The following is a 23,292-nucleotide window of genomic DNA, read 5'->3' as shown; positions in this document are numbered from 1 at the left end:
TCGTAAGGGCCGCGTTGTTTCGGCTGTGTGGCGGAAGGCAGGATTCGTTACATGACGCGTGCGCTGGAGGAAGGGGAGGCGGTGCGGCTGTCGTCGTCGGTGACGGTGGTGCGCGCGGTGCTGCGCTGGACGCCCCGCGGGGCGGGCGCGGTGCCGGACATCGACCTGTCGGCGCTGCTGCTCGGCTCCTCGGACCGGATCCGCTCGGAGAGCGACCTCGTCTTCTACAACCAGCCCCGTCACCCCTCTGGGCTGGTGCGCCGGCTCCCGAAGCGGCGGGACGCGGCCGGGGTGATGGACACGGTCGAGGCGGAGCTGTCCCTGCTGGAGCTGGGGGTGGCGCGGCTGGTGCTGGCGGCCTCGGCGGAGGGCGGCTTCCACGCGGAGACGAGCCGGCCGCGGCTCGAACTGCGGAACGCGGCGGACGGGGCGGAGCTGACCGTGGTGGAGCTCACACCGGCGGCGGAGGTGACGGCGTTGCTCTGCGGCGAGCTGGTGCGGGTGGAGGGCGACGGCTGGGAGTTCCGGGTGGCGGGACGCGGCTTCGGCGGCGGGCTGGCGGAGCTGGCGGCGGAGTTCGGCGTGGCGGACTCGCCGGGGCCGGCGGAGACGCCGCCCACGGCGGCGCCCGCGCCCGTGCCCGCGCCGTCGCACCCCTCGCTCCCCCTGATCCCGACGGGCCCGGATCCGCGGCGCCACGGCGCCTACGGCTATCCGCAGCCCGACCCCGGTTTCGTCCTGCCGCCGCAGGGGCCGCAGTTCCTGCCCCGCGCGGGCCGCCGCGGCTGAGCCCGGTCCGCCGGGTCGGCCCGGCCTCCCGGCGCGGGCGGCGCGCCGGGACGGCGCGTGTGCCGGGGCGGGCGTCGCGAGCCCGCCAGGGATGCGGGACAGCCCTCAGCTACGGCCGGTCTTCTGGCCGCGCCCCCAGGACATGCCCCAGCCGTAGAGCCGGTCGATCTCGGACTGGAAGCCGTAGACGTACCGCACCTCGCGACGCGCGACGAGCTGGCCCTTGTGGTGCTCGACGAGGGCGACGGCGCAGGAACGGGCCTGCGGCGCCGGGTCGGTGAGTCCGATCTCGACGTTCTTGCCGTCGCTCGCGACGATCGTCACGACCACGTCGGCGCGGTCGAAGGCCGGGACCCCGTCGTAGATGTAGACGAAGACCAGCAGCCGCGCGATGTCGTCCTTGTGGTCGAGGTTGACGTAGATGCTCTCGCCCGAGGCGGTGCCGAAGCGGTCGTCGCCGCTGAGCTTGATGTAGGGCGGGTCGTTGAAGTCGCCGAGCAGGTCGCCGAGCGGCTGGACGACGCCTCGGGTGCCGTCCTTCAGCTCGTACAGGCAGGCGAGGTCGAAGTCGACGGTGGCCAGGCCCTGGGTGTGGGTCTGGACCTCGGCGGGCCGGAAGAGGTCCATGGGCCGACGCCACAGGCTGGGGCGGCGGGCGGTGTACAGGTCGGAGCTGTGCATCCGCCAGGCGAGGTCGATCCTGAGCGTGCCGGTCTCGGCACCCTCGCTGGTGAGGGGGGCGGTGGGGTTGCGACGGGTGAGCTCGGTGGCGTAGCTCATGGGCCCGCCGACCGTGTCGAACCGCTGGCCGGAGGCGCCCGTGCCCCGCCAGTAACTCCACAGGGACACCATCGTTCTCTCCCTCCTCGTGCCCCGACAGGAACCACGCCACATCGTCATGGGGCGGCCAGCAGCTGGCCGCCCCATGACGAGAACATTCCCGGATCGTCGCCCGGCTCACACCCCGGAGGGCACCGCCGGTTTGTCCGGCGACTCCTCCGCCGCCCGGTCGGCGCGGTTGGCCCGCACCGAGGCCCAGAACGACAGACCGATCAGCGCGACGCCGCTGAGGCCCGTGATGACCTCGTTGACGTGCCAGCGGATGCTGATCAGCAGGATGATCGCGAGGATGCCGATGGCGTAGTGCGCGCCGTGCTCCAGGTACCGGTACTCGTCGAGGGTGCCCTGCCGCACCAGGTAGACCGTGAGCGACCGGACGTACATCGCGCCGATGCCGAGGCCCAGCGCCATCCAGAAGATGTGGTTGGTGACGGCGAAGGCGCCGATGACGCCGTCGAAGGAGAACGACGCGTCGAGGACCTCCAGGTAGAGGAAGAGGAAGAACGCCGCCTTGCCCGCGACGCCGACCGCCGAGGGCTGCTTGCCCGCACGGCGGGCCGCCTCCTCGGCCTCCGCCTCGGCCTCCTCGCCCTCCTCCAGCTTGTTCTCGAAGAATCCCGAGAGTCCGCCGACGATGAGGTAGGTCAGGACACCGGCCACGCCGGAGAGCAACACGGTGTCGGCCTTGTCGACGTGGTGGCCGCCGTGCTGGTACGCCTCGGTGGCGATGAAGCTGGCGGTCAGCAGCAGGGCGGCCAGGGCCAGGCCCACGGCGGCGGCGTCGATCTTGCCCACCTTCGCGGCCGGGCGCTCCAGCGGCCCCAGCCAGGTGGTCTCCCGCTCCTCGAAGAAGAAGTTCAGGAAGATCATCAGCAGGAACATGCCACCGAAGGCGGCGATCGACGGGTGGGCGTCGGTCACGAGCTGCTCGTACTGGTCGGGGTCGTCGAGGGCGAGCTCGACCGCCTCGATGGGCCCGACTCTGGCGCTGATGGCGACGATGACCACGGGGAAGACCAGCCGCATGCCGAAGACCGCGATCAGGATGCCGATGGTGAGGAAGATCTTCTGCCAGAAGGCGTTCATCTTCTTCAGCACGCCGGCGTTGACCACCGCGTTGTCGAAGGAGAGGGAGATCTCCAGGATGGAGAGGATCGCCACCACGGCGAAGCCCTCCCAGCCCCACAGGATGAAGGCGGTGACGAGGCCGGCCAAGGTGACGGCGAACGACCAGCCAAATGTTCTCAGTACCACGAGAGTTTCCAGCTTTCCCTAGCTCCCGCGACACCGCCGGCGCGGGCGGGTGGCCGCGGTGGTTATGCGGTCGGACATATCGGTTGATTCAACTTTTCGGTCAGACGTTGACCCCGTAGTCGAGGGCGATGCCGCGCAGGCCCGAGGCGTACCCCTGGCCGATGGCGCGGAACTTCCACTCGCCGCCGTACCGGTAGAGCTCGCCGAAGACCATCGCGGTCTCCGTGGAGGCGTCCTCGGTCAGGTCGTACCGGGCGAGCTCCCGGCCGTCGGCCTGGTTGACGATGCGGATGTACGCGTCGGTGACCTGGCCGAAGTTCTGGTGGCGGACGTCGGCGTCGTAGATCGAGACGGGGAAGACGACCTTCTGAACCTCCGGCGCCATTGCCGCGAGGTCGACCCTGAGCTCCTCCTCGTCGCCCTCGGCACCCGCGGTGCCGCCGACCAGCTCGTCGCCCAGGTGCTCGACGGTGCCGTCGGGGCTCTTGAGGTTGTTGAAGAAGACGAAGTGCTGGTCGCTGAGGACCTTGCCGTTCGCGCCGACCATGAGGGCGCTGGCGTCCAGGTCGAAGTCAGCACCCGTGGTACTGCGGGCCTGCCAGCCCAGTCCCACGGTCACCGCGGTCAGGTTCGGGGCTTCCTTCGTCAGCGAGACGTTGCCACCCTTGGTGAGGCTGACTCCTCCTGCCACTGGGGCCTCCACTCCTCTCTGCGGGGCTCACGCGCCCCGGTCAGAAACCGATGCGATCACGGCCGATGGGGTCTCCAGGTGGAACGAACACGGGACGTCCCGTTCTCCCCCGCTTCCCCCGCGGTCTCACACGTAGCTTCCCTCACGAACGGCCACGGACTACAGCGCCTGGAGCGCCGTGACGTAATCGTTCAGATCGCGGGCGTCGGGCAGCGCGTTGACGACGGTCCAGCGGACGACGCCCTCGCGGTCGATGACGAACGTGCCCCGCACCGCGCAGCCCTTCTCCTCGTCGAAGACGCCGTAGGCGCGCGAGACAGTTCCGTGCGGCCAGAAGTCGGAGAGGAGGGGGTAGCCGAACTTCTCCTGCTCGGCGAAGACGCGCAGCGCGAAGGGTGTGTCGTTGGACACGGCCAGCAGCTGGGTGCCCTCGTTGACGAAGGTGGGCAGGCGGTCACGCAACGCGCACAGCTCGCCCGTGCACACGCCCGTGAAGGCGAAGGGGTAGAAGAGCAGCACGACGTTCTTGCGGCCGCGGAAGTCGGCCAGCGAGACGGTCTGGCCGTGCTCGTCCCTGAGCGCGAAGTCGGGCGCCTTGGTGCCGGGCTCGATCGCCATGGGCGGGTCCGTTTCTTAAAGAGTTGGCAAACGTCCCACCAAGACTACGCTGTCCGCCCCCGGTGCCCGGCGCCCGCCCCGGAGCGGGGCGGCAGCGGAGAGGGACGGCGGTGGGGCGGCGGGGCGGGCTGCGCCGCCCGCGCGCCGCGACCGCCGCCGACTACTTCTTCCCCGCCGTCTTCGGCGTCACCAGGCGGCTGCCGGACCAGTCCCTGCCCGCGCTGACGCTGCTGGTCTGGGCCAACCCGGCCGTCTGGGCCGCCTCGCCGATCTCGCTGGGCTCGACGTACCCGTCCCGGCCGGTCTTCGGGGTCAGCAGCCACACCGGCGCCCCGGGATCGATCATCGTGGTGGCATCCACCAGCGCGTCGGTGAGGTCGCCGTCATCCTCGCGGAACCACAGCACCACGGCGTCGGGCACGTCGTCGTACGTCTCGTCGACGAGCTCCTGGCCCGTGATGGCCTCGATTCCCTCGCGGAGTTCCTGTTCGGCGTCGTCGCCGTAGCCGAACTCCTGGACCACCTGTCCGGGCTGGAAACCCAGCCTGGCGGCGGGGTTGGTCCGCTCCTCCGCGTGGTCCGCGGTCGCGCTCACGGATCGCTCCTGTCCTGTCTCGGATGCTTGACGGTGGGCCGCGCGTGCGCGCGGCTTGGGCGTAGTCCACACGGGCGGAACGGATCGCGCAAGTACCCGCCGGCGAGCCCGCCCGAACGTTGACGTCGTGATCCACGCTACTGGTCCACAGCCCGGAATGTCGTCATCCCGTGTCACCTGTTGATGGCACTGAGTGACTAACAGGTCGCGCGATGCTCGCATTACCGTTCAGTAGAGATGACGTTTCACCGCTCCCGGGTACACGATGGAGACGGCGCGACACCAGCAGAGCAGACAACACTCACAGTGAAGGAACAGCGTGGCTTCCGGATCCGATCGCAACCCGATCATCATTGGCGGCCTTCCTAGTCAGGTCCCGGATTTCGATCCAGAGGAGACCCAGGAGTGGCTCGACTCGCTCGACGCGGCCGTGGACCAGCGCGGCCGGGAACGCGCCCGCTATCTCATGCTCCGACTGATCGAGCGCGCCCGCGAGAAGCGTGTCGCCGTGCCCGAGATGCGCAGCACCGACTACGTCAACACCATCGCGACCAGGGACGAGCCGTTCTTCCCCGGTGACGAGGAGATCGAGCGGAAGGTCCTCAACGCGACCCGGTGGAACGCCGCCGTCATGGTCTCGCGGGCCCAGCGCCCCGGGATCGGCGTCGGCGGCCACATCGCCACCTTCGCCTCCTCCGCCTCCCTCTACGACGTGGGCTTCAACCACTTCTTCCGGGGCAAGGACGGCGGCGACGGCGGCGACCAGGTCTTCTTCCAGGGGCACGCCTCCCCTGGCATCTACGCCCGCGCCTTCCTGCTGGACCGGCTCTCCGAGGAGCACCTCGACGCCTTCCGGCAGGAGAAGTCGAAGGCCCCCCACGGCCTGTCCAGCTATCCGCACCCGCGGATGATGCCGGACTTCTGGGAGTTCCCCACCGTCTCGATGGGCCTCGGGCCGATCAGCGCGATCTTCCAGGCCCGGATGAACCGGTACATGCACGCCCGGGGCATCGCCGACACCTCGCGCTCGCACGTGTGGGCGTTCCTCGGCGACGGCGAGATGGACGAGCCGGAGTCGCTGGGCCAGCTGAGCCTGGCCGCCCGCGAGGGACTTGACAACCTCACCTTCGTCGTCAACTGCAACCTCCAGCGGCTCGACGGCCCCGTGCGGGGCAACGGGAAGGTCATCCAGGAGCTGGAGTCGGTCTTCCGCGGCGCCGGCTGGAACGTGATCAAGCTGGTGTGGGACCGCTCCTGGGACCCGCTGCTCGCCCAGGACCGGGACGGAGTGCTGGTCAACAAGCTCAACACCACCCCCGACGGTCAGTTCCAGACCTACGCCACCGAGACCGGCGCGTACATCCGCGAGCACTTCTTCGGCGGCGACCAGCGGCTGCGCGCCATGGTCGCGGACATGTCCGACGACCAGATCCTGCACCTGGGCCGCGGCGGCCACGACCACCGCAAGATCTACGCGGCGTACAAGGCGGCGCTGGAGCACACCGGCCAGCCGACCGTCATCCTCGCCCAGACGATCAAGGGCTGGACGCTCGGCCCGAACTTCGAGGGCCGCAACGCCACGCACCAGATGAAGAAGCTCACGGTCGAGGACCTGAAGGGCTTCAGGGACCGGCTGCACCTGCCGATCCCGGACAGCGAGCTGGAGTCCGGCCTGCCGCCGTACTACCACCCCGGCAAGGACTCGCCGGAGATCCAGTACATGCACGACCAGCGGCGCGGGCTCGGCGGGTACGTACCCCGGCGCGTGGTGCGCGCCAAACCGCTGACGCTGCCGGACGACAGGGCGTACGCGGCCGTGAGGAAGGGGTCGGGCACCCAGCAGGTCGCCACGACCATGGCGTTCGTGCGCCTGCTGAAGGACCTCATGCGGGACAAGGAGATCGGCAAGCGCTTCGTGCCGATCGCGCCCGACGAGTACCGGACCTTCGGCATGGACTCGCTCTTCCCCTCGGCGAAGATCTACAACCCGCTGGGCCAGACCTACGAGTCGGTCGACCGCGAGCTGCTGCTGTCGTACAAGGAGTCGCCCACGGGCCAGATGCTCCACGACGGCATCACGGAGGCCGGCTGCACGGCCTCGCTGATCGCGGCGGGCTCGGCGTACGCCACGCATGGCGAGCCGCTGATCCCGGTCTACGTCTTCTACTCGATGTTCGGTTTCCAGCGCACCGGCGACCAGTTCTGGCAGATGGGCGACCAGCTGGCGCGCGGGTTCGTGCTGGGCGCGACCGCCGGACGCACGACGTTGACCGGTGAGGGCACCCAGCACGCCGACGGCCACTCGCAGCTGCTGGCCTCGACGAACCCGGCCTGCGTGGCCTACGACCCGGCGTACGGGTACGAGATCGCGCACATCGTCAGGGACGGCCTGCGTCGGATGTACGGCGAGGACTCCGAGGACGTCTTCTACTACCTCACGGTCTACAACGAGCCGATCCAGCAGCCCGCCGAGCCGGAGAACCTCGACGTCGAGGGCCTCCTGAAGGGCCTGTACCGGCTCAGCCAGGGGGAGGCCGGCTCCGTCCCGGCGCAGATCCTCGCCTCCGGCGTGGCCGTGCCGTGGGCGCTTCAGGCCCAGCGGATGCTCGCCGAGGAGTGGGACGTGCGCGCCGACGTCTGGTCGGCCACCTCCTGGAACGAGCTGCGCAGGGAGGCCGTCTCGGTCGAGGAGCACAACCTCCTGCACCCGGAGGAGGAGCAGCGCGTGCCGTACGTCACGCGGGCGCTGGAGGGCGTCGAGGGGCCCGTCCTGGCGGTGTCGGACTGGATGCGGTCCGTTCCCGACCAGATCGCGCGCTGGGTGCCGGCCAGGTACCAGTCGCTGGGCGGCGACGGCTTCGGCTTCGCCGACACGCGGGGCGCCGCGCGGCGGTTCTTCCACATCGACGCGCCGTCGATCGTGCTGGGCGTGCTCACGGAGCTCGCCAAGGACGGCAGGATCGACCGCTCGGTGCTGAAGCAGGCGCTGGACCGGTACCAGCTGCTGGACGTGGCCGCGGCGGACCCGGGCCCGGCCGGCGGCGACGCGTAGCCCCGGACGGGGCCGGCTCGCACGGGGCCGACGAGCGACGCCGTGCCGGGGGTGCGGGGCATCCGTCCCGCACCCCCGGCCGGCGTGAGCCGTGCGCCCGCAGGAGCACGCCCTCGTTGCGCGTCGCTCACCTTTCCGCAAGGCGGGAAGGGAGTCAGCCGTGCAGGCTGGCGACCGGGACAGATGCCGCGGGGCGTCGCGAGACCACCGGGGAGCGCGGGGCAGCCTTAGGATGCTGCGCATGTCGCGGAGCGGACAGGACGGGCAGGACGGGCAGGACGGGCAGGAGCTGAGGAAGGTCGAGGGGGCGGTCGGTGAGGCCGCGCGGGAGGCGTGGGAGCGACGCACCCAGACCACGCTGCTCTGGCTGGCCGTGGCGTTCGCCGTCGCCTACGCCACCCCGATCGTGCACGCCGACGCGGGCGACGGCCTGCGCCGCGCCTGCCTGGCCGTCGAGTGGCTGGTGTGGGCCGCCTTCGCGGCCGACTACGCGATCCGGCTGCGGCTCTCCCGCCGCCGCTGGGCCTTCCTGCGCGGCAATCCGGTGGCCCTCGTCGCCGTCGCGCTGCCCCTCCTCCAGCCGCTCCGGCTGCTGCGGGTGCTCTCCGCCCTGCTCCTGGTCGGGCACCGGGCGCGCCTGGCCTCCCAGGTGCGGCTGACGACCTACGTCGTCGGCGCCTGCGTCGCGCTGCTGATGTTCGGCTCGCTCGCCGTGCTGGAGGTGGAGCGCGACGCGCCGGGGTCGACCATCCACACCATGGGCGACGCCATGTGGTGGGCGTTCACGACGATGACCACCGTCGGCTACGGCGACCTCGCTCCCACCACCGGCCTGGGGCGGCTGCTCGCGGTCGGGCTGATGCTCTCGGGCATCGCGCTGCTCGGCGTCGTCACCGCCAACATCGCCGCCTGGTTCGTCTCCCGCTTCGAGCGCGACAACGCCGAGAACGAGCGCCAGACCGCGGCCATCGAGGAGCTCGCCGCGGAGGTGCGGACGCTCCGCGCCGAGGTGGCGCGGCTGGCCGGGGCACGGGGCCCGCGGGCGCGGGGCGCGGACGACGCCGGCGACACGGGTGACGCCCGTGCCGCGGGTGGCGCGTCCGACGGGGAGGAGCCCGCCGAGGGTGGGGGCACCCGACGCCCACCGCCGGACGGCATGCCGCCGCGCCCCCGCTCCGCCGCCGGGTGACCTCGCTCGCACGGCCGACACCCGGCCTCCCCCTATCATGCGAGGGCACCACCTGACGCGGGGGATCTCTTGAACGTTCGTCCGAATATCCACGCCTCCCCTGGGCTGCTCCGACGCGTCCCGCTCGCGCTCGCCGTGGTCTTCGCCGTCCTCGCCACGGCCGGCTGGATCGCCAGGGGGGACGGCGCCGCGCCCTACCCCTACGAGGTGCAGCTGCGGGCCTGGGAGCGCGCCAGCCTCGCCGGCCGGCCGTTGCCCGACCCCGAGAACACCCCGCCCGGGGAGGTCGCGGACTTCTTCGCCGGCCTGACCCCCCGCCAACGCGACCGCCTCGTCACCGACTACCCGCTCGTCGTCGGCAACCTCCCCGGCACGCCCGTGCGGCTGCGCTACCGCGCCAACCGCCACGCCCTCGTCGACGCCCGCGCCGCGGAACGCCGGCGCATGCGCGACGAGCGCCTCTCCGACACCGGCCGGTACTGGGCGGGCCGCCGCATGAACCGCTTCGACTCGTTGCTGGAGCCCGGCCGCCGGATCCTCGCCTTCGACCCCAGCGGCAACGGCCGCGCCGCCGAGGTCTTCGGCGACCTGACGACCGCCGAGCGGATCTCCGTCGTCGTGCCCGGCGTCAGGTCCGACGTGGTCCACTTCGAGCGCACCGCCGACAAGTACACCGCCCCCCAGGGCATGGCCGAGGCGCTCTACCGGGAGCAGCGCGCGCTCGACCCCGGTCAGCCCACGGCGGTCATCGCCTGGGCCGACTACGACGCGCCCCCCGGCGTGGCGATGTCCGCGGCCACCGCCGGCATGGCCGCCGAGGGCGCCGAGCGGCTCGCCAGGACCGTGGCCGCGCTGCCCGGCCACGCCGACACCCCGGTGGTGCTGGCCTGCCACTCCTACGGGTCGGTCGTCTGCGGCGTGGCCGCCGAGGGGCTGCCGGGACGGGTCACGGACATCGCGGTGGCCGGCAGCCCCGGCATGCGCGCCGACGACGTCGACGACCTCGACGCGACGGCGCGGGTGTGGGCCATGCGGTCGCCCGACGACTGGATCGCCGACGTGCCGCACGTCGAGATCGGCCCCCTCGGCCTCGGTGGTGACCCGGCGGACGACTCCTTCGGCGCGCGACTGCTGGCCACCGGGGAGGCCGCGGGGCACGACGGATACTTCCTGCCCGGCACCACCAGCCTCGCCAACCTCGCGCGCATCGGCACGGGCGCCGTCAACGACGTCACCTGCGCTCCCGGCGTCGACGGCTGCGCGCCGCTCGATCCCTGCTCGCGCGAGAGCTGAACGGCCTCCGCGCGCGCCTCGACCGGGCCTCGACCGTGCCTCAACCTCGCCTCGGTGGCGGCTCGACCGCGCCGTGACGGGGCCCCTCGGGCGCCCTCCACGCCGCACGGGACGGCGCGCGACCGCCGTCGAACACCCGGGAACGCCGCCGGAACGGCATATGACACACCGTACGGCGGAGTCCGATTCCCCTGTTCGGCGCCTTACGATGAGCCGCATGGGTGATGTACTGGCGGGACACCACTCCCGGTGGGAGTTCGACACCGACTCCGTGCTCATCCGCTTCGAACGGGGAATACGCACACCGAAGCTCTTCCAGGTGCTGGGAGAGCGCCGCGTCCCCTACGAGGCGCTGCGGTCGGTGACACTGGAGCCGGGGGGAAGAAAGGGCACCGTGGTCCTCCACGCGGTGCCGAGACCGGGGGCCGATCCGCTGGTGGACGCGGCGGCGGGACAGCTGCGGCAGGCGGCCGACCCGTACCGGCTGGCGCTCCCGGCGGAGCGCGAGACCCTCGCCGACTACTACGCGACGGAGCTGCGCTCGGCCCTCGCTCCGCAGGCCGGGGAGGACTGCGCGAGTTACCTGGTGCCGGCGCCGGCCGCGCCGTTGCAGTTCAAGGCCTACGACGGCAAGGTCTCCTTCGACGGGAAGGTGGTCTCCTTCCGGTGGTTCTGGACGGGGGCCTCGTCGGCGAAGTGGAAGGCGGGCGACCAGTCCTTCCCGGTCAGCGAGCTGGCCGGGGTGGAGTGGCGCTCCCCCGAGATCGCCGGCGGCCACCTCAGACTGCACCGTCGGGGGCCGGACGGCGCGCCGGAGCAGACCGGCGGGCCGGCCGACCAGGACCCGGCGGCCGTCGTCTTCGGCCTCGGCTACGGCCTGGTGCACGAGTCGCTGCCGCTGGCGGCCTCGGTGCTGGAGGCCGTCCAGGCCGCGGAGCCGGTGGACGCGCCGGTGGCGGACGGCCGTGACCGCCGGGGGCCCCGCGCCGACCCGGCCGACATCGCCGAGCGCATCCGCCACCTCGGCGAGCTCCACAAGGCGGGCCTGGTGACGGACGAGGAGTTCACGGCGAAGAAGACGGAGCTCCTGGCGGAGCTGTGACGTCCGCCAGGACCGGCCGCCGTGCCCGCCACCGGCGCGGCCACCAGGACGCGTCGCCCGCGCCGGGGCGTGCCGTGGCGGGCGTGGGTGAGGCCGGAGCCGAGGCTACGCGGTGTCCTCGCGCACGCTGGAGGTGAAGGACATGTCCGGGTAGCGGTCGCCCGCGACGTGGGCCGCGATGTCGTCGAGCGACGCGAGCTCGGCGTCGCTCAGCTCGACGCGGACGGCGGCCACGTTCTCCTCGACCCGGGTGGGCTTGGTGGTGCCGGGGATCGGGACCACCGTCATCCCCCACACCGCCGCCCGCTGCTGCACCCAGGCCAGGGCGACCTGCCCGAGGCTCACGCCGTGGGCCTTCGCCAGCGCGCGGACGGGCTCCAGCAGGGCCTGGTTGGTGACGGCGTTGGCACCGTTGAACCGGGGCTGGGTGCGGCGGAAGTCGCCCTCGCCCAGCTCGGCGCTGGCGTCGGCGAAGGAGCCGGTCAGGAAGCCGCGGCCGAGCGGGGAGTACGGCACGAAGGCCACGCCGAGCTCCGCGGCGGCGGGGACGGCGGAGCGCTCCACGTCGCGGGAGAAGAGCGACCACTCCGACTGGACGGCGGCGATCGGGTGGACGGCGTGCGCCGCGCGCAGCTCGGCGCCGGTCACCTCGCTCAGGCCCAGGTGGCGGACCTTCCCGGCCTCGACCAGCTCGGCCATGACGCCGACGGTCTCCTCGATCGGCACGGCGGGGTCGCGCCGGTGCATGTAGTACAGGTCGATCACGTCCACGCCCAGGCGGTCGAGGCTGGCGTCGATCGCCTGGCGGATGTACGGCGGGTCGTTGCGGATGCCCCGGTAGCTCGGGTTCTCCGGGTCGAGCACGAGGGCGAACTTCGTCGCGATCGTGATCTCGTCCCGGTGGGCGCGGACGAACGGCGCGAGGAACTTCTCGTTCTCGCCGAGCCCGTACATGTCCGCGGTGTCGTAGAGGGTGACGCCGAGCTCCAGCGCCCGCTCCAGCGTGGCGCGGCTGGTGTCCGCGTCGGCGCGCCCGTAGAAGGCGCTCATGCCCATGCAGCCCAGGCCCTGCACTCCGACGCGTGGGCCCTGCCCGCCCAGCCGGGCGGTGGGGAGGGGCGCGGGTGCGGCGCCTTCGGCGGTGCCGTTGCCGTGGGTGTGCTCGGTGCTCATGCGGAGACTTCGGTCCCTTCGTGGGGCTCTCGGGTGGGCAGGTCGCTGACCTGCGAGGCGTCGGTGTAGAGGGTGATCTTGAAGTCCAGGACGCCGAGGGCGTCCTGGAGCTCGGCGATGCGGCTGAGCACGTCGCGCCGTGTCGTCTCCAGCAGGGCGCGACGCTGGGGGTAGGTGTGGTCGCCCTCCCGCACCAGGTCGGCGTAGCGGACCATGTCGGCCACCGCCATGCCGGTCAGGCGGAGCTTGCCAACCAGCCCCAGCCACTCCAGGTCGCGGTTGGTGTACCGACGCTGGCCGGTGTGGGAACGGTCGACGTGCGGCATCAGCCCGATCCGCTCGTACCAGCGCAGCGTGTGCACGCTCAGGCCGGTGTGGGCCGCCACCTCGCTGATGGTGTAACGGTCCTGGCCGTCCGGGCGCGGGTGCGGGCGTTCGGCCGTGGCGCAGGCGTTCTCCTCCGGCTCCAGCTCCGGTGCGACGGCTTCGACGGCTTCGACGGCTTCGACGATCTCGACGGTGGACTCGCGTGTCAGCGTCATGCCGTCAACGCTAGAGAGTTCGAGCGCACTCCAGGCAAGCTGGCCCCCCTTCTCCCGCTTCTTCCGCTTCTCCCGCCCCCGCCGCCCGTGTGTCGCCGCCGTTCGGGGGCGTGTCAGCGCGCCGCGTTAGGCTCGGGGCCATGCTCACGAGCCTGGAGATGATCGACGGCTGGCCGGTGCCCACCGCGGCGGCGGCCGTGGTGACCGGCGACGGCGCGGTGGCGGGGTCCCGCGGGCCGGCCGACCGGCCGTTCGCGCTGGCCTCGGTCACCAAGCCGCTGGCGGCGTACGCGGTGCTGATAGCGGTCGAGGAGGGTGCCCTGGAGCTGGACGAGCCGGCGGGTCCGCCCGGCTCCACCGTGCGGCACCTGCTGGCCCACGCCTCCGGGCTCGCCTTCGACGAGCACCGTGTGATGGCCGAGCCCGGCACGCGCCGGCTGTACTCCAACGCCGGCTTCGAGGTGATGGGCGAGCACACGGCCAAGGCCACGGGCATACCCTTCGCGGAGTACCTGCGGGAGGCCGTGCTGGAGCCGCTGGGGATGACCGACACCCACCTGGCCGGGGCGGGCTCCCCCGCGAAGGACGGGGTGGCCACGCTGGCGGACCTGACGCGGTTCGCCGCCGAGCTGCTCGCACCGCGCCTGCTGGCCCGCGAGACCCTCGACGCGGCCACGGCCGTGGCCTTCCCCGGGCTCAGCGGCGTGCTGCCCGGGTACGGCCACCAGCGGCCCAACGACTGGGGCCTCGGCTTCTCCCTGCGCGACCACAAGTCCCCGCACTGGACGGGCGCCGACTCCTCCCCCGGCACCTTCGGGCACTTCGGACAGGCCGGCACCTTCCTGTGGGTGGACCGGGCCGCGGCCGGCGGTGGGGGCGCGGCCTGCGTGGCGCTGGCGGACCGGGCCTTCGGCCCGTGGGCTGTCGAGGCGTGGCCGCCGTTCACCGACGCGGTCCTCGCGGAGCTCGCCGGCTCGGGCGGCGCCTGACGGCCGTGAGGCGGGTGGGCCGTGAGGCGGGTGGGCCGTGCCCTGACCGGTCCTCCGGTCGGCCCACCCGCCGTGGCGGTCGTGTCGCGGACCCGCGGTGCCGGGACGCGCGAGGGCTGTCAGCCCGTCGTGGCTCAGTCGGCGCCGGCGCCGGAGGTCACGATGCCCTTGACGCTCGACGCCGAGTCGAGGCTGTAGGAGTACGGGATCGACGAGGTGCTGCCGGCCGACTCGGGCGTGCCCGAGTTGACGAAGTGGTTGTTCCGCTGGACCACGTCGCCGTCGTCGGAGGAGGCGTAGCCGACCAGGGTCGGCTCGTCGACGTTCTCGAAGTAGTTGCCCTCGACCAGCACGCCGGCGCCCATGGTGGACGCCACGCCGTACTCGTTGTCGTAGTAGTAGTTGTTGTAGACGTGCACCGGGTCGCCGAAGCGGACGCGGGGGTGGCGGGTGTCGGAGCCGTCGAACCAGTTGTGGTGGTAGGTCACCCGCAGGTTGCCCTGGTCCTCGGTGTGGTCGTCGCTGTGGCCGAGCAGCATCGACTTCTCGTGGTTGTGGAAGTGGTTCCACGAGACGGTGATGAAGTCGGACTCCCGCTTGATGTCGACGGCTCCGTCGTAGCCGTTGGTGAAGGTGTTGTGGTCGACCCAGATGTTGGTCGAGCTCTCCTGGACGTTGATGGCGTCGTCGTCCCAGTCCCGGAAGGTCAGGTTCTGGATGATGACGTCCCGCACGCCGTTGAGGTCCAGGCCGCCGCCGGTGATGGTGGCGCCGCCGACGCCGACGATGGTCTTGTCGCTGGCCACGTCGTTCATGCCGGACAGGTTGATCGTGCCGCTGACGCGCACGATCGTGGCGCCGGAACGGTTGACGGCGCTCAGGAACTCGCTGGCGTTGCTGACGTTGACGGTGGTTCCGCCCAAGCCGCCGTTGGTGCCCCCGTTCTGGGTGGCCCAGCCGGCGAGACCGGACTGGAGGGGCGTGTCCTGGGCCTGGCCGGCGCCTGCGGCCAGCAGGGTGGCTGGAACGGCGAGAGCGGTGGCTGCGGCCGCGGCGATCAGGCCACGGCGACTACGCGGTATCAAGCGCATACCAGAGTCGTCCTCTCCGGTGAGGAAGGGTGGGGGGAACGTGATCAGCGCCTCTTATAGAAAGCGCTTTCGATCACAGTCATGAACGATACGGGCACTGCATGTGCACGTCAAGTGCCTGGCCGTTCACTCGTAGGTCGGTTCGGTGTGCAGCTCCCACACCAGGAGTTCGGCGGCGCCCTCGGCCACCACCGCCAGCTCCACGCCGTCGGTCACGCGCGCCGCGTCCCCGGCCGTCAGCCGCTCCTCCCCCAGCAGCGCGACGCCCCGCACGACGTGCAGGTACACCCAGGGCGCCGCCGGCACGGCGGTGCGCTCGCCGTCCACCAGCCGCCGCACGTGGAGCACCGCGTCGGTGCGCGGCAGCGCGTACGGCGTACCGTCGGCGATGCCGCGCACCACCTCGTACTCGGGCTCCCCGCCGGCCTCCGCCGGGATGAGCCACATCTGGAGGAAGCGCAGCGGCTTGGTGCCGGCGTTGCGTTCGGCGTGGTGGACCCCGGAGCCGGCCGTCAGCCGCTGCACGTCCCCCGGGCGCACGACGGTGGTCTCGCCGGTGGCCGGGTCGAGGTGGGTCAGCTCGCCCTCGACGACCCAGCTGACGATCTCCAGGTCGCGGTGGGGGTGCGGGTCGAAGCCGGCGCCGGGCGCCAGGTACTCCTCGTTGCAGGCGGTCAACGGGCCGAAGTGGACGTTGTCCGGGTCGTAGAAGCCGGAGAAGGAGAACGCGTGCCGGGTGTCGATCCCGGCCGCGGGGTCACCGCCCCGGAACCGCTCGCCGGCTCGCCACACCTCGCGCATGGCCCCACGGTAGCCGCAGGTGGGCGTCAGCCGCCCGTCGCCAGCCCGGCGAGGCCGAGACAGAACGGGAGGTCGGTCTCCTCCAGGTTCCATCCCTGGCCGGGGCCGCCCGCGCGGTGCGCCTGGCTGCTGGCCCAGAAGATCATCAGGTCCTCGTCCAGGCCGCGGACGACCCGGGCGTAGGACCAGCCGTTGCCGCCGTTGTGGGTGGCGACCTCGCCGACGCCGTCGAGGGTGGGCACGCTCCAGCCGTAGCCGTAGAAGGATCCGCCGCCCTCGGAGACGTGGCGCGTGACCAACGCCCGCCGGGCGTGTTCGTCGAGCACCGCGTCGCCGCGCAGGGCCTGGTGCCAGCGGTACATGTCGCGGGCGGTGGAGAGCAGGCCGCCGTTGCCGCGCAGGTGCCAGTGGGGGCCGTCCGCGGCCCACGGGTGCTCCTGGGGCCGGCCCCGCGGGGCGCCGCGCTCGTCGTACTCGACGGCGACCTGGTCCCGGTCCCAGTCGGGCAGCACGTAACCGGTGTCGGTCATGCCGGCCGGGGTGAGGAGGTGCGCGTTCAGGAACTCCTCGTAGCCCGTGCCGGAGGCGCGTTCGACGATGGCGGCGAGCAGACTGTAGCCGGCGTTGGAGTAGTGGAACGTGGTGCCGGGGGTGGAGCGGAGCGGCGCGCGGAGCGCCGCGGCGACCATCGCGTCGCGGCCGGTCTCCTCGTAGTCGTCGCCCAGTGCCTCGGGGAGACCGGCGGTGTGGGTGAGGAGGTGGTGGACGGTGATGGCGCGCTTGTCGTCGGGGACGGGGCCGAGGTGGGCGGAGATCCGGTCGGTGACGGACAGCTCGCCCATCATCTCCAGCTTCAGGATCGCGGCGGCCGTGAAGGACTTGGTGATCGAGCCGATGTCGTAGACGGTGTCGCAGGTGGCGGGGGTGTGCGCGGCCCGGTCGGCGAGGCCGCGGGCCTGGCACCGCACGGTGTCCTCGCCGTGGGCGACCAGGACGGTGCCGGGGGCGTCGGCGGGCCAGTGTGCGTCGAGGTAGCGGGCGAGCGCACCGCCCGCGTCGGTGTCGGTCCCGGTGCCGGTCCCGGTGCCGGCGTCGGCACCGGGACCGGCGGACGGGGTCTCCTCCCGCTCGCGGTCCACGCCGCCGCAGGCGGTGGCCAGGAGCGCGGCGGCGGCCAGGACGGCGGCGGTGACGGCTCGGATCGGACGCATCACGTCTCCTCGGTATGGGTGGGTGGGTGAGGGCGCGCCGGGGCGCGGGCAGGGTGTCGGCGTCGGCTTCCGGCCCCGACACGGGCCGGTTCTGGCGGGATGCGGGACGGAGACGGCCGCGGGCGTCAGGCGACGTCGCGGCGGGCGAGGGTCACGCCGCCCGCCAGCAGCGAGGCGGCGCTCCAGGCGGCGAGCACGCCGAGGCCGGCCCACGGCCCGATCGGCAGCTGGTCGAGCCGCGCGGTGGCCTGCACGGCGAGCCCCGCCGTCATGGGCGTGAGCCGCTCCAGCCGCTCGTGCCAGCGGGGCTCGCCCACCAGCGCGACGAGGGCGGGCGCGACGAGCAGCAGACCGAGCACGAGGGAGACCGACGCGGCGGTCTCCCGCACGGCGGCGGCCACCCCGAGGGTGAGCAGGGCGACCAGGACCAGGTAGAGCACGGTGCCGGAGGCCGCCCGCAGCGTCGCGGCGTCCGCCAGGGAGAGCGCGGGATAGCCGTTCGCGGCGGTGAAGCCGTTGCCCGGGAGCAGGAGGCGGCCGGCGGCGAGTGACCCGAGAACTCCCGCCGTGCCGGCGAGCAGCACGAGGCCGGAGAGCACCGTCGCCTTGGCGAACAGCACCGTGTGCCGCCGGGGGGTGGCCGCCAGCGTCAGCGGGAGCGTGCCGGCCGCGCCGTACTCGGCGCCCATCACCGAGGCGGCCAGGAGCACCGCGAACACCTGGCCCAGGCGCGCCCCGCCGAGGCTCAGCCGGGTGGTGTCCTCGTCACAGACGCTCGGCGCGGCGCACGCGCCGGTGTCGACGGAGGCGAGGACCGCCGCGCCCGCCGCCGTGGTGGCGGCGGCCAGCGCGAGGAGCAGCCACCACGTCGAGCGCAGGGTGCGCGCCTTGGTCCACTCCGAGCACAGCGCCGGCGCGGTGCCGCTCCGGGCCGGCGCCCCGCGGTGCGTCTCACGGCGTGCCGTGCGGTGCGTCGTGCGTCGCGTCGTGCGTCGCGTCATACGTCGCGCCGCCTGATCGCCCAGAACGCGCCGGCCAGGGCCACGGCTGCCCAGCCGCACAGCACGCCGAAGCCGGCCCACGGCGCGATGGCGGTGTCGTAGCGCTCCACCGTCTGCTGGAGCGCGAACCCGGCCGCCGGCGTCAGGCGTTCGAGCCAGGTCGCGGCCGTCAGCGGCAGGCCGGTGGCGACCACCGTCGGGACCAGCAGGAGCAGCAGGACCAGGGCGATCGCGGGGGCGGCGCGGCGCAGGACCGTCGCGACGGCCAGGCTGAGGACGGCGACGACGGCCAGCAACGCGCCCGTGCCCAGCACGGCCCGCACCACGGGGCCCTCGCCCAACGACGGGACCGCGACGCCGTCGGAGCGCAGCATCGGCGCGGCGACGAGGAAGGCGCCGAGGCCGGCGACGGTGCCCGTGACGAGGCCGGCCGCGCCGACGACCGTGGCCTTGGCGGCCAGGACCCGGCCCCGTCGTGGGCTCGCCGCCAGGGTGGCGCCGAGCGCGCCCCACCGGTACTCGGCGGTGACGGACAGGACGGCGAGGGCGACGAGGGCGACCATCCCGGCAAGGGCGGCGTTGAGCGTGGAGCGGGTGGGATCGTCGGCGAAGGCGTACGGTCCGATGTCCCCCTGCCCGGTGAGGGTGAGCTGGTCGCCCGACTGCGCGGCCGTGCCGTCGCCCGCGTGGTTCCACTCCTCCTCGGCGGGCGGGCCGCCCGGCGTCAGGCGCGTCCGGTCGAAGGTGGCCGTGCCCTCGGTGCTCTGCTCCGTGACGCTCTCGCTGCCGAAGCGCCGTTCGACCTCGACCTCCGACGGCGAGGCGACGAAGGGGCCGATCTCCGCCGAGGGGGCGAGCCCGTCGAGGTCGACGGCGCCGACGCGCCGCCAGTTCTCGCCGTCGACGGAGTGGTGGGCCGTGACGGTGGTGCCCTCGCGGGTCAGTCGCAGCCAGCGGGGAAGGGCCTCCTCGCCGGTCGGGAGGTCCGCGGCGATGTCGGTGGTGAAGTCGGTCTGGAGGCGGACGCCGTGGTCGGGGGTCACCATCACCGCCGCGTAGGGGGCGCCGGGCCGGGCGTCGGCCCTGATCATCAGGCCCGCCTTGGCCCAGGGGTGGCTGTCGTGCTGCGCCGTGACGCGGGTGACGAGGCCGCCGTCGCCGACGAGGGTCCGGTGCTGGAAGAAGCCCCGGTCCTGGAACCACGGGTCGAGGTCGGGCGCGGGGCCCGCCCCGCCCGGTGCGCCGGCGGTCCCGCCCGCGTTCTCCGTCTGCCGGCCCGAGCCGGACGCGGCGAGCGCGGCCACCGCCACCGTCACGACGACGACGGCGAGCAGGGTGGCCAGCCAGCGGGGCACCGTCCTCAGCTTGGTCCACTCGGCCAGCAGGAGGCGGCCGAAGCCGTCGCCGCCCGGCTCGACGGTGCCGCGGTAGGGAGTCGTCGTGGTCATCGCTCCTCCCGCGCCCGGTAGTCGAGGCAGTCGCGGGTGAGTTCCATGTAGGCCTCCTCCAGGGAGGCGTGGTGCGGGGCGATCTCGCGCACCGGCAACTCGTGGGAGGCGAGCAGTGCGGCGACGCGCTCGGGCGGCAGGCCCGTCACCACGACGGTCTCCTCGCCCGTGTCGGCGACGGTGGCGCCCGCGCCCGCGAGCAGGGTCATGGCCTCGGAGCGGCTCGGCGTGCGCAGCCGCACCCGGTCGCGGGAGGCCGCCGCGCGCAGCTCGCGCACGGGGGCGTCGGCGAGGAGACGGCCGTGGCCGATGACCAGCAGGTGGTCGGCGGTGTCCTCCAGCTCGCTCATCAGGTGGCTGGCGACCAGTACGGCGCGGCCCTCGGCGGCCAACGACCGCAGCAGGCCGCGTATCCACCGCACGCCGTCGGGGTCCAGGCCGTTGACCGGCTCGTCGAACATCAGCACCGGCGGGTCGCCCAGCAGCGCCGCCGCGATGCCGAGGCGCTGGCGCATGCCGAGGGAGAAGCCGCCGGCCGGGCGGCGGGCGGCCGGGCCCGCGAGGCCGACGAGGTCGAGCACCTCGTCCACCCGCCGGGCCGGCACTCCCCCGGCGTGCGCGAGCCACAGCAGGTGGTCGCGGGCGCGCCGGGCGGGATGGACGACGGCGGCGTCCAGCATGGCGCCGACGTGCGTCAACGGGGTCCGCAGCTCCTGGTAGCGCCGGCCGCCGATGAGGGCGCTCCCGCCGTCGGGTCGGACCAGGCCCATGATCATGCGCAGGGTGGTGGACTTGCCCGAGCCGTTGGGGCCGACGAAGCCGGTGACCTGTCCCGGGCGCACGGCGAAGGACAACGCGTCCACGGCGAGGGTCGGCCCGTACCGCTTCCGCAGCCCGCGGGCCTCGATGCCCGCGGGGATGGGTGGTGCTGGCGTCGCTGTCATGTCCGGGACCCTACGAACCGGCCGGGGCCGGGGGCGTCACCCGCCCGAGCCGTCTTTCGTCTCCCCCGGGACGGGGACCCGTGCTCGGGACGTCACCGCGTGACCGGGGGCGGGGGCCCTCGTTGGTCCGGGTGGGTGACGCCCCCGGGTGCGTCCTTCGCGCCCCCGCGTCTCCCGCGCGTTCGCGTCCCCGCCCCGCCGCGCGGCATCGGTGGGTTCGGGGGCCCGGTTCGTTCGGGGACCCGTTCTCCTTCGTGTTCCTGTCCTGGTGTTCCCGTCCTGGTGATCGTTTCGGGGGTTGACCATGCTTGAGTCGGAGTTCAGGACCAGCGACGTTCCCGCGGCGGAGCGTTTCGACTTCTGGTGCGAGCTGGTGACGAGGACGACCTGCCCGCAGGACCTGAGCAGTGCGCACGCGAGCCGGTTCGAGGGGGAGCTCCGCACGCTGCGGGTCGGGACGCTGCGGGTGTGGCGGGGCAGCTGCCAGCCGATGAGCTGGCTCAGGACACCCCGGCGGATCCGGGAGGCCGACCCGGAGGAGTACCACCTCAGTCTTCCGCTGCGCGGGACGCTGGGGATCAGCCAGAACGGGCGGCGGTCGGTGCACGGCCCCGGCGAGATGTACGTCATCAGCACCTCCCGGCCGTACGAGTGCCTCAACGGGTCCGCGCAGGCCGTGTGCGTCGAGCTCCCCCGCGCGCTGCTGCCGCTGCGTCCCGCGCAGATGGACCGGGTCGTCGCCCACGGGCTGCCGGGATCCGAGGGGCCCGGCGGGCTGCTGGCGGAGCTGCTCGTCCGCCTGGTCGGGGACGCCGCGTCCTACCGTGCCGGGGACGGGCCCCACCTGGAGAGGGTCGTGGTGGAACTCCTGGCGGCGACGCTGGCCCGCCGGCTCGACGCCGACGACACCCTCCCCCACGAGGTCCGCACCCGCACCCTCGCGCTGAGCGTCCACGCCTTCGTCCAACGGCACCTGGGCGACCCCTGGCTGACGCCCGCCGCCATCGCCGCCGCCCACCACGTCTCCGTGAGCCATCTCCACCGTGTCTTCGCCACCCTCGGGCACGACACGACGCTGGCGGCGTGGATCCGCGCGCGCCGCCTGGAGGGCGCGCGGCGGGACCTCGGCGACCCCGCGCGGCGAGACGTCCCGGTGTACCGCGTCGCCGCCCGTTGGGGGTTCCCCCACCCTCCGGTCTTCAGCCGCTCCTTCCGCGCCGCCTTCGGCGTCCCGCCCACGGAGTACCGCGAGGCCGCCCTCGGCGACGGCGGCGACGGCGGCGCCGGGGCGGACGGGGCGGACGGGAGAGGGCCCTCGGCGGGCCCCTTCCCCGCGTGACGGCGGCTGCCCGGCCGCGTCGCACCCAGGCGAACGACGGCTCATGGTCGCGGTGGCCCCGCGGGCCGAACGGCACCGGCCCTCCACGGCTCCTGGTCCCCCGTTAGCCTGCTGCCCATGCCCGACGACGGCCCGCGCCCACGACGCGACGACCAGCCCGAGGAGTCCCGGCGGCCACGCCTCGCCCGGGTCTTCGACGAGGACGCGGAGCTGTACGACCGGGCCAGGCCCACGTACCCGCCGGAGCTCCACGACGACCTCGCGGACCTCGCGGGCCTCGGCCCCGGCAGCCGCGTGCTGGAGGTGGGGTGCGGGACCGGGCAGGCGACGGTGCCGCTGGCCAGGCGAGGCTGCCGGATCACGGCCGTCGAGGCCGGACCGCGCATGGCCGCCGTCGCCCGTCGCAGGCTGGCCGAGGCCGCCACCACCGCCACCGCCACCGCCACCGGGGGGATCGCGGCGGAGGTGGTGACGGCGGAGTTCGAGAGCTGGCCGCTGCCGCCTGAGCCGTTCGACGCGGTCGTCTCGGCGACGGCGTTCCACTGGATCGACCCGGCCGTGCGAACGGCCAGGGCCGCCGACGCGCTGCGTCCGGGCGGGGCGCTCGCCGTGGTGCGCACGCAGCACGTCAGGGGCGGCACCGAGGAGTTCTTCGTCGAGGTCCAGCGCTGCTACGAGCGCTTCGACCCGGCCACGCCCCCCGGGCTGCGGCTCCCCGAGGCCGCCGACGTCGACGGCTCCGACCACGCGCGGGAGGTGGCGGCCAGCGGTCGGTTCGGCCCCACGGTCGTCCGCCGCCACGAGCAGGACATCACGTACACCACGTCGGCCTATCTGGAGCTGCTGCGGACCTTCTCCGGCCACCGGGCGCTGCCGGAGGCCGCCAGGGAGGGGCTGCTGGAGTGTGTCGCGGCCCTGGTCGACGGCCGGTACGGCGGCCGGCTGACCAAGCGCTACCTCTTCGAGGTGTGCGTGTCCCCCAGGCGGTGACGCCGGCCTCGGCGGCGCGGGCGCGGAGCGGGCGGCTGCGGCATGGGTCCTACGGCTGTGTCGGCGCGGCGTGCCGCCCGGGGGGTTCGGTCTCGGTGGCGCCAGCGCCCTGCCGGCACGGTCCCGGTGCCGCCGTGTACGGCCCGGTGTCCATGGCGGGCGGGCCGGCGTACAGCTGGAGCTCCGCCCCGGCGGTCAGCGCGGCCACCGTGACCGCGAGGCACCCGAGATACTCGGCGACCTGGACCCTCACCTGCGTCAGCTCCTCACGACGTCGACTTCCGCTGCTCACTCCACCGTGCCCGTGGCCGGGCGGGAAGTCGTTACCAGCGCGTCTCCG

At 73.4% G+C, this 23,292-nt stretch carries 22 protein-coding genes; 8 read left to right on the top strand and 14 right to left on the bottom strand.

What is annotated here, in order from left to right; genetic code table 11:
- Nucleotides 1–51: 51 nt before the first annotated feature.
- On the top strand, nt 52–789 hold the full coding sequence (locus ACTWP5_RS06315) for a TerD family protein (RefSeq protein ID WP_443219741.1): 738 nt from the start codon (nt 52–54) through the stop codon (nt 787–789).
- Nucleotides 790–894: 105 nt separating this feature from the next.
- On the opposite strand, the gene ACTWP5_RS06310 is transcribed toward ACTWP5_RS06315, so the two are convergent.
- The 5 genes from ACTWP5_RS06310 to ACTWP5_RS06290 all read right to left on the bottom strand — a co-directional run bounded on the left by ACTWP5_RS06310 (nt 895) and on the right by ACTWP5_RS06290 (nt 4,787).
- A complete protein-coding gene (locus tag ACTWP5_RS06310) occupies nt 895–1,641 on the bottom strand; it encodes a Tellurium resistance (RefSeq protein ID WP_443219740.1) in 747 nt (248 codons plus the stop codon).
- Between the two features lie 105 nt (nt 1,642–1,746).
- A complete protein-coding gene (locus ACTWP5_RS06305; RefSeq protein ID WP_443219739.1) occupies nt 1,747–2,883 on the bottom strand; it encodes a DUF475 domain-containing protein in 1,137 nt (378 codons plus the stop codon).
- A gap of 100 nt (nt 2,884–2,983) precedes the next feature.
- Nucleotides 2,984–3,574, bottom strand: coding sequence for a TerD family protein (locus tag ACTWP5_RS06300; RefSeq protein ID WP_443219738.1), 591 nt, complete (start codon nt 3,572–3,574; stop codon nt 2,984–2,986).
- A gap of 159 nt (nt 3,575–3,733) precedes the next feature.
- Nucleotides 3,734–4,192, bottom strand: coding sequence for a peroxiredoxin (locus ACTWP5_RS06295; RefSeq protein WP_443219737.1), 459 nt, complete (start codon nt 4,190–4,192; stop codon nt 3,734–3,736).
- Between the two features lie 160 nt (nt 4,193–4,352).
- Nucleotides 4,353–4,787: a DUF3052 domain-containing protein gene (locus ACTWP5_RS06290; RefSeq protein WP_443219736.1), complete on the bottom strand. Its 435-nt coding sequence runs from the start codon at nt 4,785–4,787 to the stop codon at nt 4,353–4,355.
- A gap of 319 nt (nt 4,788–5,106) precedes the next feature.
- On the opposite strand from ACTWP5_RS06290, the gene aceE reads away from it, so the two are divergent.
- The 4 genes from aceE to ACTWP5_RS06270 all read left to right on the top strand — a co-directional run bounded on the left by aceE (nt 5,107) and on the right by ACTWP5_RS06270 (nt 11,423).
- The gene (gene aceE, locus ACTWP5_RS06285) at nt 5,107–7,839 is read left to right on the top strand and encodes a pyruvate dehydrogenase (acetyl-transferring), homodimeric type (protein WP_443219735.1); all 2,733 of its coding nucleotides are present in this window, start codon (nt 5,107–5,109) and stop codon (nt 7,837–7,839) included.
- A gap of 241 nt (nt 7,840–8,080) precedes the next feature.
- Entirely contained in the window at nt 8,081–9,028 is a 948-nt protein-coding gene (locus tag ACTWP5_RS06280) for a potassium channel family protein (RefSeq protein ID WP_443219734.1), read from the top strand.
- Between the two features lie 69 nt (nt 9,029–9,097).
- Nucleotides 9,098–10,321: an alpha/beta hydrolase gene (locus tag ACTWP5_RS06275; protein WP_443219733.1), complete on the top strand. Its 1,224-nt coding sequence runs from the start codon at nt 9,098–9,100 to the stop codon at nt 10,319–10,321.
- Between the two features lie 208 nt (nt 10,322–10,529).
- Nucleotides 10,530–11,423 (top strand): DUF4429 domain-containing protein, encoded by an 894-nt coding sequence (locus tag ACTWP5_RS06270; RefSeq protein WP_443219732.1) that lies wholly within the window; start codon nt 10,530–10,532, stop codon nt 11,421–11,423.
- Between the two features lie 105 nt (nt 11,424–11,528).
- Here the strand turns inward: ACTWP5_RS06270 and ACTWP5_RS06265 are convergent, their stop codons facing one another.
- Together ACTWP5_RS06265 and ACTWP5_RS06260 are read right to left on the bottom strand one after the other, a co-directional pair.
- Nucleotides 11,529–12,596: an aldo/keto reductase gene (locus ACTWP5_RS06265; RefSeq protein WP_443219731.1), complete on the bottom strand. Its 1,068-nt coding sequence runs from the start codon at nt 12,594–12,596 to the stop codon at nt 11,529–11,531.
- Nucleotides 12,593–13,138: a MerR family transcriptional regulator gene (locus ACTWP5_RS06260; RefSeq protein ID WP_443219730.1), complete on the bottom strand. Its 546-nt coding sequence runs from the start codon at nt 13,136–13,138 to the stop codon at nt 12,593–12,595. The genes ACTWP5_RS06265 and ACTWP5_RS06260 overlap by 4 nt, the downstream gene beginning before the upstream one ends.
- Nucleotides 13,139–13,278: 140 nt before the next feature.
- Between ACTWP5_RS06260 and ACTWP5_RS06255 the strand changes: the two genes are divergently transcribed.
- Entirely contained in the window at nt 13,279–14,127 is an 849-nt protein-coding gene (locus ACTWP5_RS06255) for a serine hydrolase domain-containing protein (RefSeq protein ID WP_443219729.1), read from the top strand.
- 134 nt (nt 14,128–14,261) lie between these two features.
- Here the strand turns inward: ACTWP5_RS06255 and ACTWP5_RS06250 are convergent, their stop codons facing one another.
- The 6 genes from ACTWP5_RS06250 to ACTWP5_RS06225 all read right to left on the bottom strand — a co-directional run bounded on the left by ACTWP5_RS06250 (nt 14,262) and on the right by ACTWP5_RS06225 (nt 20,623).
- Nucleotides 14,262–15,218, bottom strand: a complete 957-nt coding sequence (locus ACTWP5_RS06250) for a pectate lyase family protein (RefSeq protein ID WP_443219728.1) — start codon at nt 15,216–15,218, stop codon at nt 14,262–14,264.
- A 126-nt stretch (nt 15,219–15,344) separates the two neighbouring features.
- Entirely contained in the window at nt 15,345–16,019 is a 675-nt protein-coding gene (locus tag ACTWP5_RS06245; RefSeq protein WP_443219727.1) for a pirin family protein, read from the bottom strand.
- A gap of 26 nt (nt 16,020–16,045) precedes the next feature.
- Complete coding sequence (locus ACTWP5_RS06240; protein WP_443219726.1) at nt 16,046–17,230, bottom strand: serine hydrolase domain-containing protein; 1,185 nt, start codon at nt 17,228–17,230, stop codon at nt 16,046–16,048.
- A gap of 125 nt (nt 17,231–17,355) precedes the next feature.
- Nucleotides 17,356–18,231 (bottom strand): ABC transporter permease subunit, encoded by an 876-nt coding sequence (locus ACTWP5_RS06235; protein WP_443219725.1) that lies wholly within the window; start codon nt 18,229–18,231, stop codon nt 17,356–17,358.
- Nucleotides 18,228–19,679, bottom strand: a complete 1,452-nt coding sequence (locus tag ACTWP5_RS06230; RefSeq protein WP_443219724.1) for an ABC transporter permease subunit — start codon at nt 19,677–19,679, stop codon at nt 18,228–18,230. The genes ACTWP5_RS06235 and ACTWP5_RS06230 overlap by 4 nt, the downstream gene beginning before the upstream one ends.
- The gene (locus tag ACTWP5_RS06225) at nt 19,676–20,623 is read right to left on the bottom strand and encodes an ABC transporter ATP-binding protein (protein ID WP_443219723.1); all 948 of its coding nucleotides are present in this window, start codon (nt 20,621–20,623) and stop codon (nt 19,676–19,678) included. Before ACTWP5_RS06225 ends, ACTWP5_RS06230 begins: the two co-directional genes overlap by 4 nt.
- A gap of 304 nt (nt 20,624–20,927) precedes the next feature.
- On the opposite strand from ACTWP5_RS06225, the gene ACTWP5_RS06220 reads away from it, so the two are divergent.
- Nucleotides 20,928–21,962, top strand: a complete 1,035-nt coding sequence (locus ACTWP5_RS06220) for an AraC-like ligand-binding domain-containing protein (RefSeq protein WP_443219946.1) — start codon at nt 20,928–20,930, stop codon at nt 21,960–21,962.
- 117 nt (nt 21,963–22,079) lie between these two features.
- Nucleotides 22,080–22,952 carry a class I SAM-dependent methyltransferase gene (locus ACTWP5_RS06215; RefSeq protein WP_443219722.1) on the top strand — a complete coding sequence of 291 codons (873 nt, stop codon included), beginning with the start codon at nt 22,080–22,082 and terminating at the stop codon, nt 22,950–22,952.
- A 49-nt stretch (nt 22,953–23,001) separates the two neighbouring features.
- Here ACTWP5_RS06215 and ACTWP5_RS06210 read toward each other — a convergent pair whose 3' ends face one another.
- Nucleotides 23,002–23,205: a hypothetical protein gene (locus ACTWP5_RS06210; RefSeq protein WP_443219721.1), complete on the bottom strand. Its 204-nt coding sequence runs from the start codon at nt 23,203–23,205 to the stop codon at nt 23,002–23,004.
- Between the last annotated feature and the right edge of the window lie 87 nt (nt 23,206–23,292).

Origin of the sequence: Streptomyces sp. 4N509B (assembly GCF_052245655.1) — a bacterium.
Taxonomy (GTDB): Bacteria; Actinomycetota; Actinomycetes; order Streptomycetales; family Streptomycetaceae; genus Streptomyces.
This window is presented reverse-complemented; position numbering and strand designations above follow the sequence as displayed.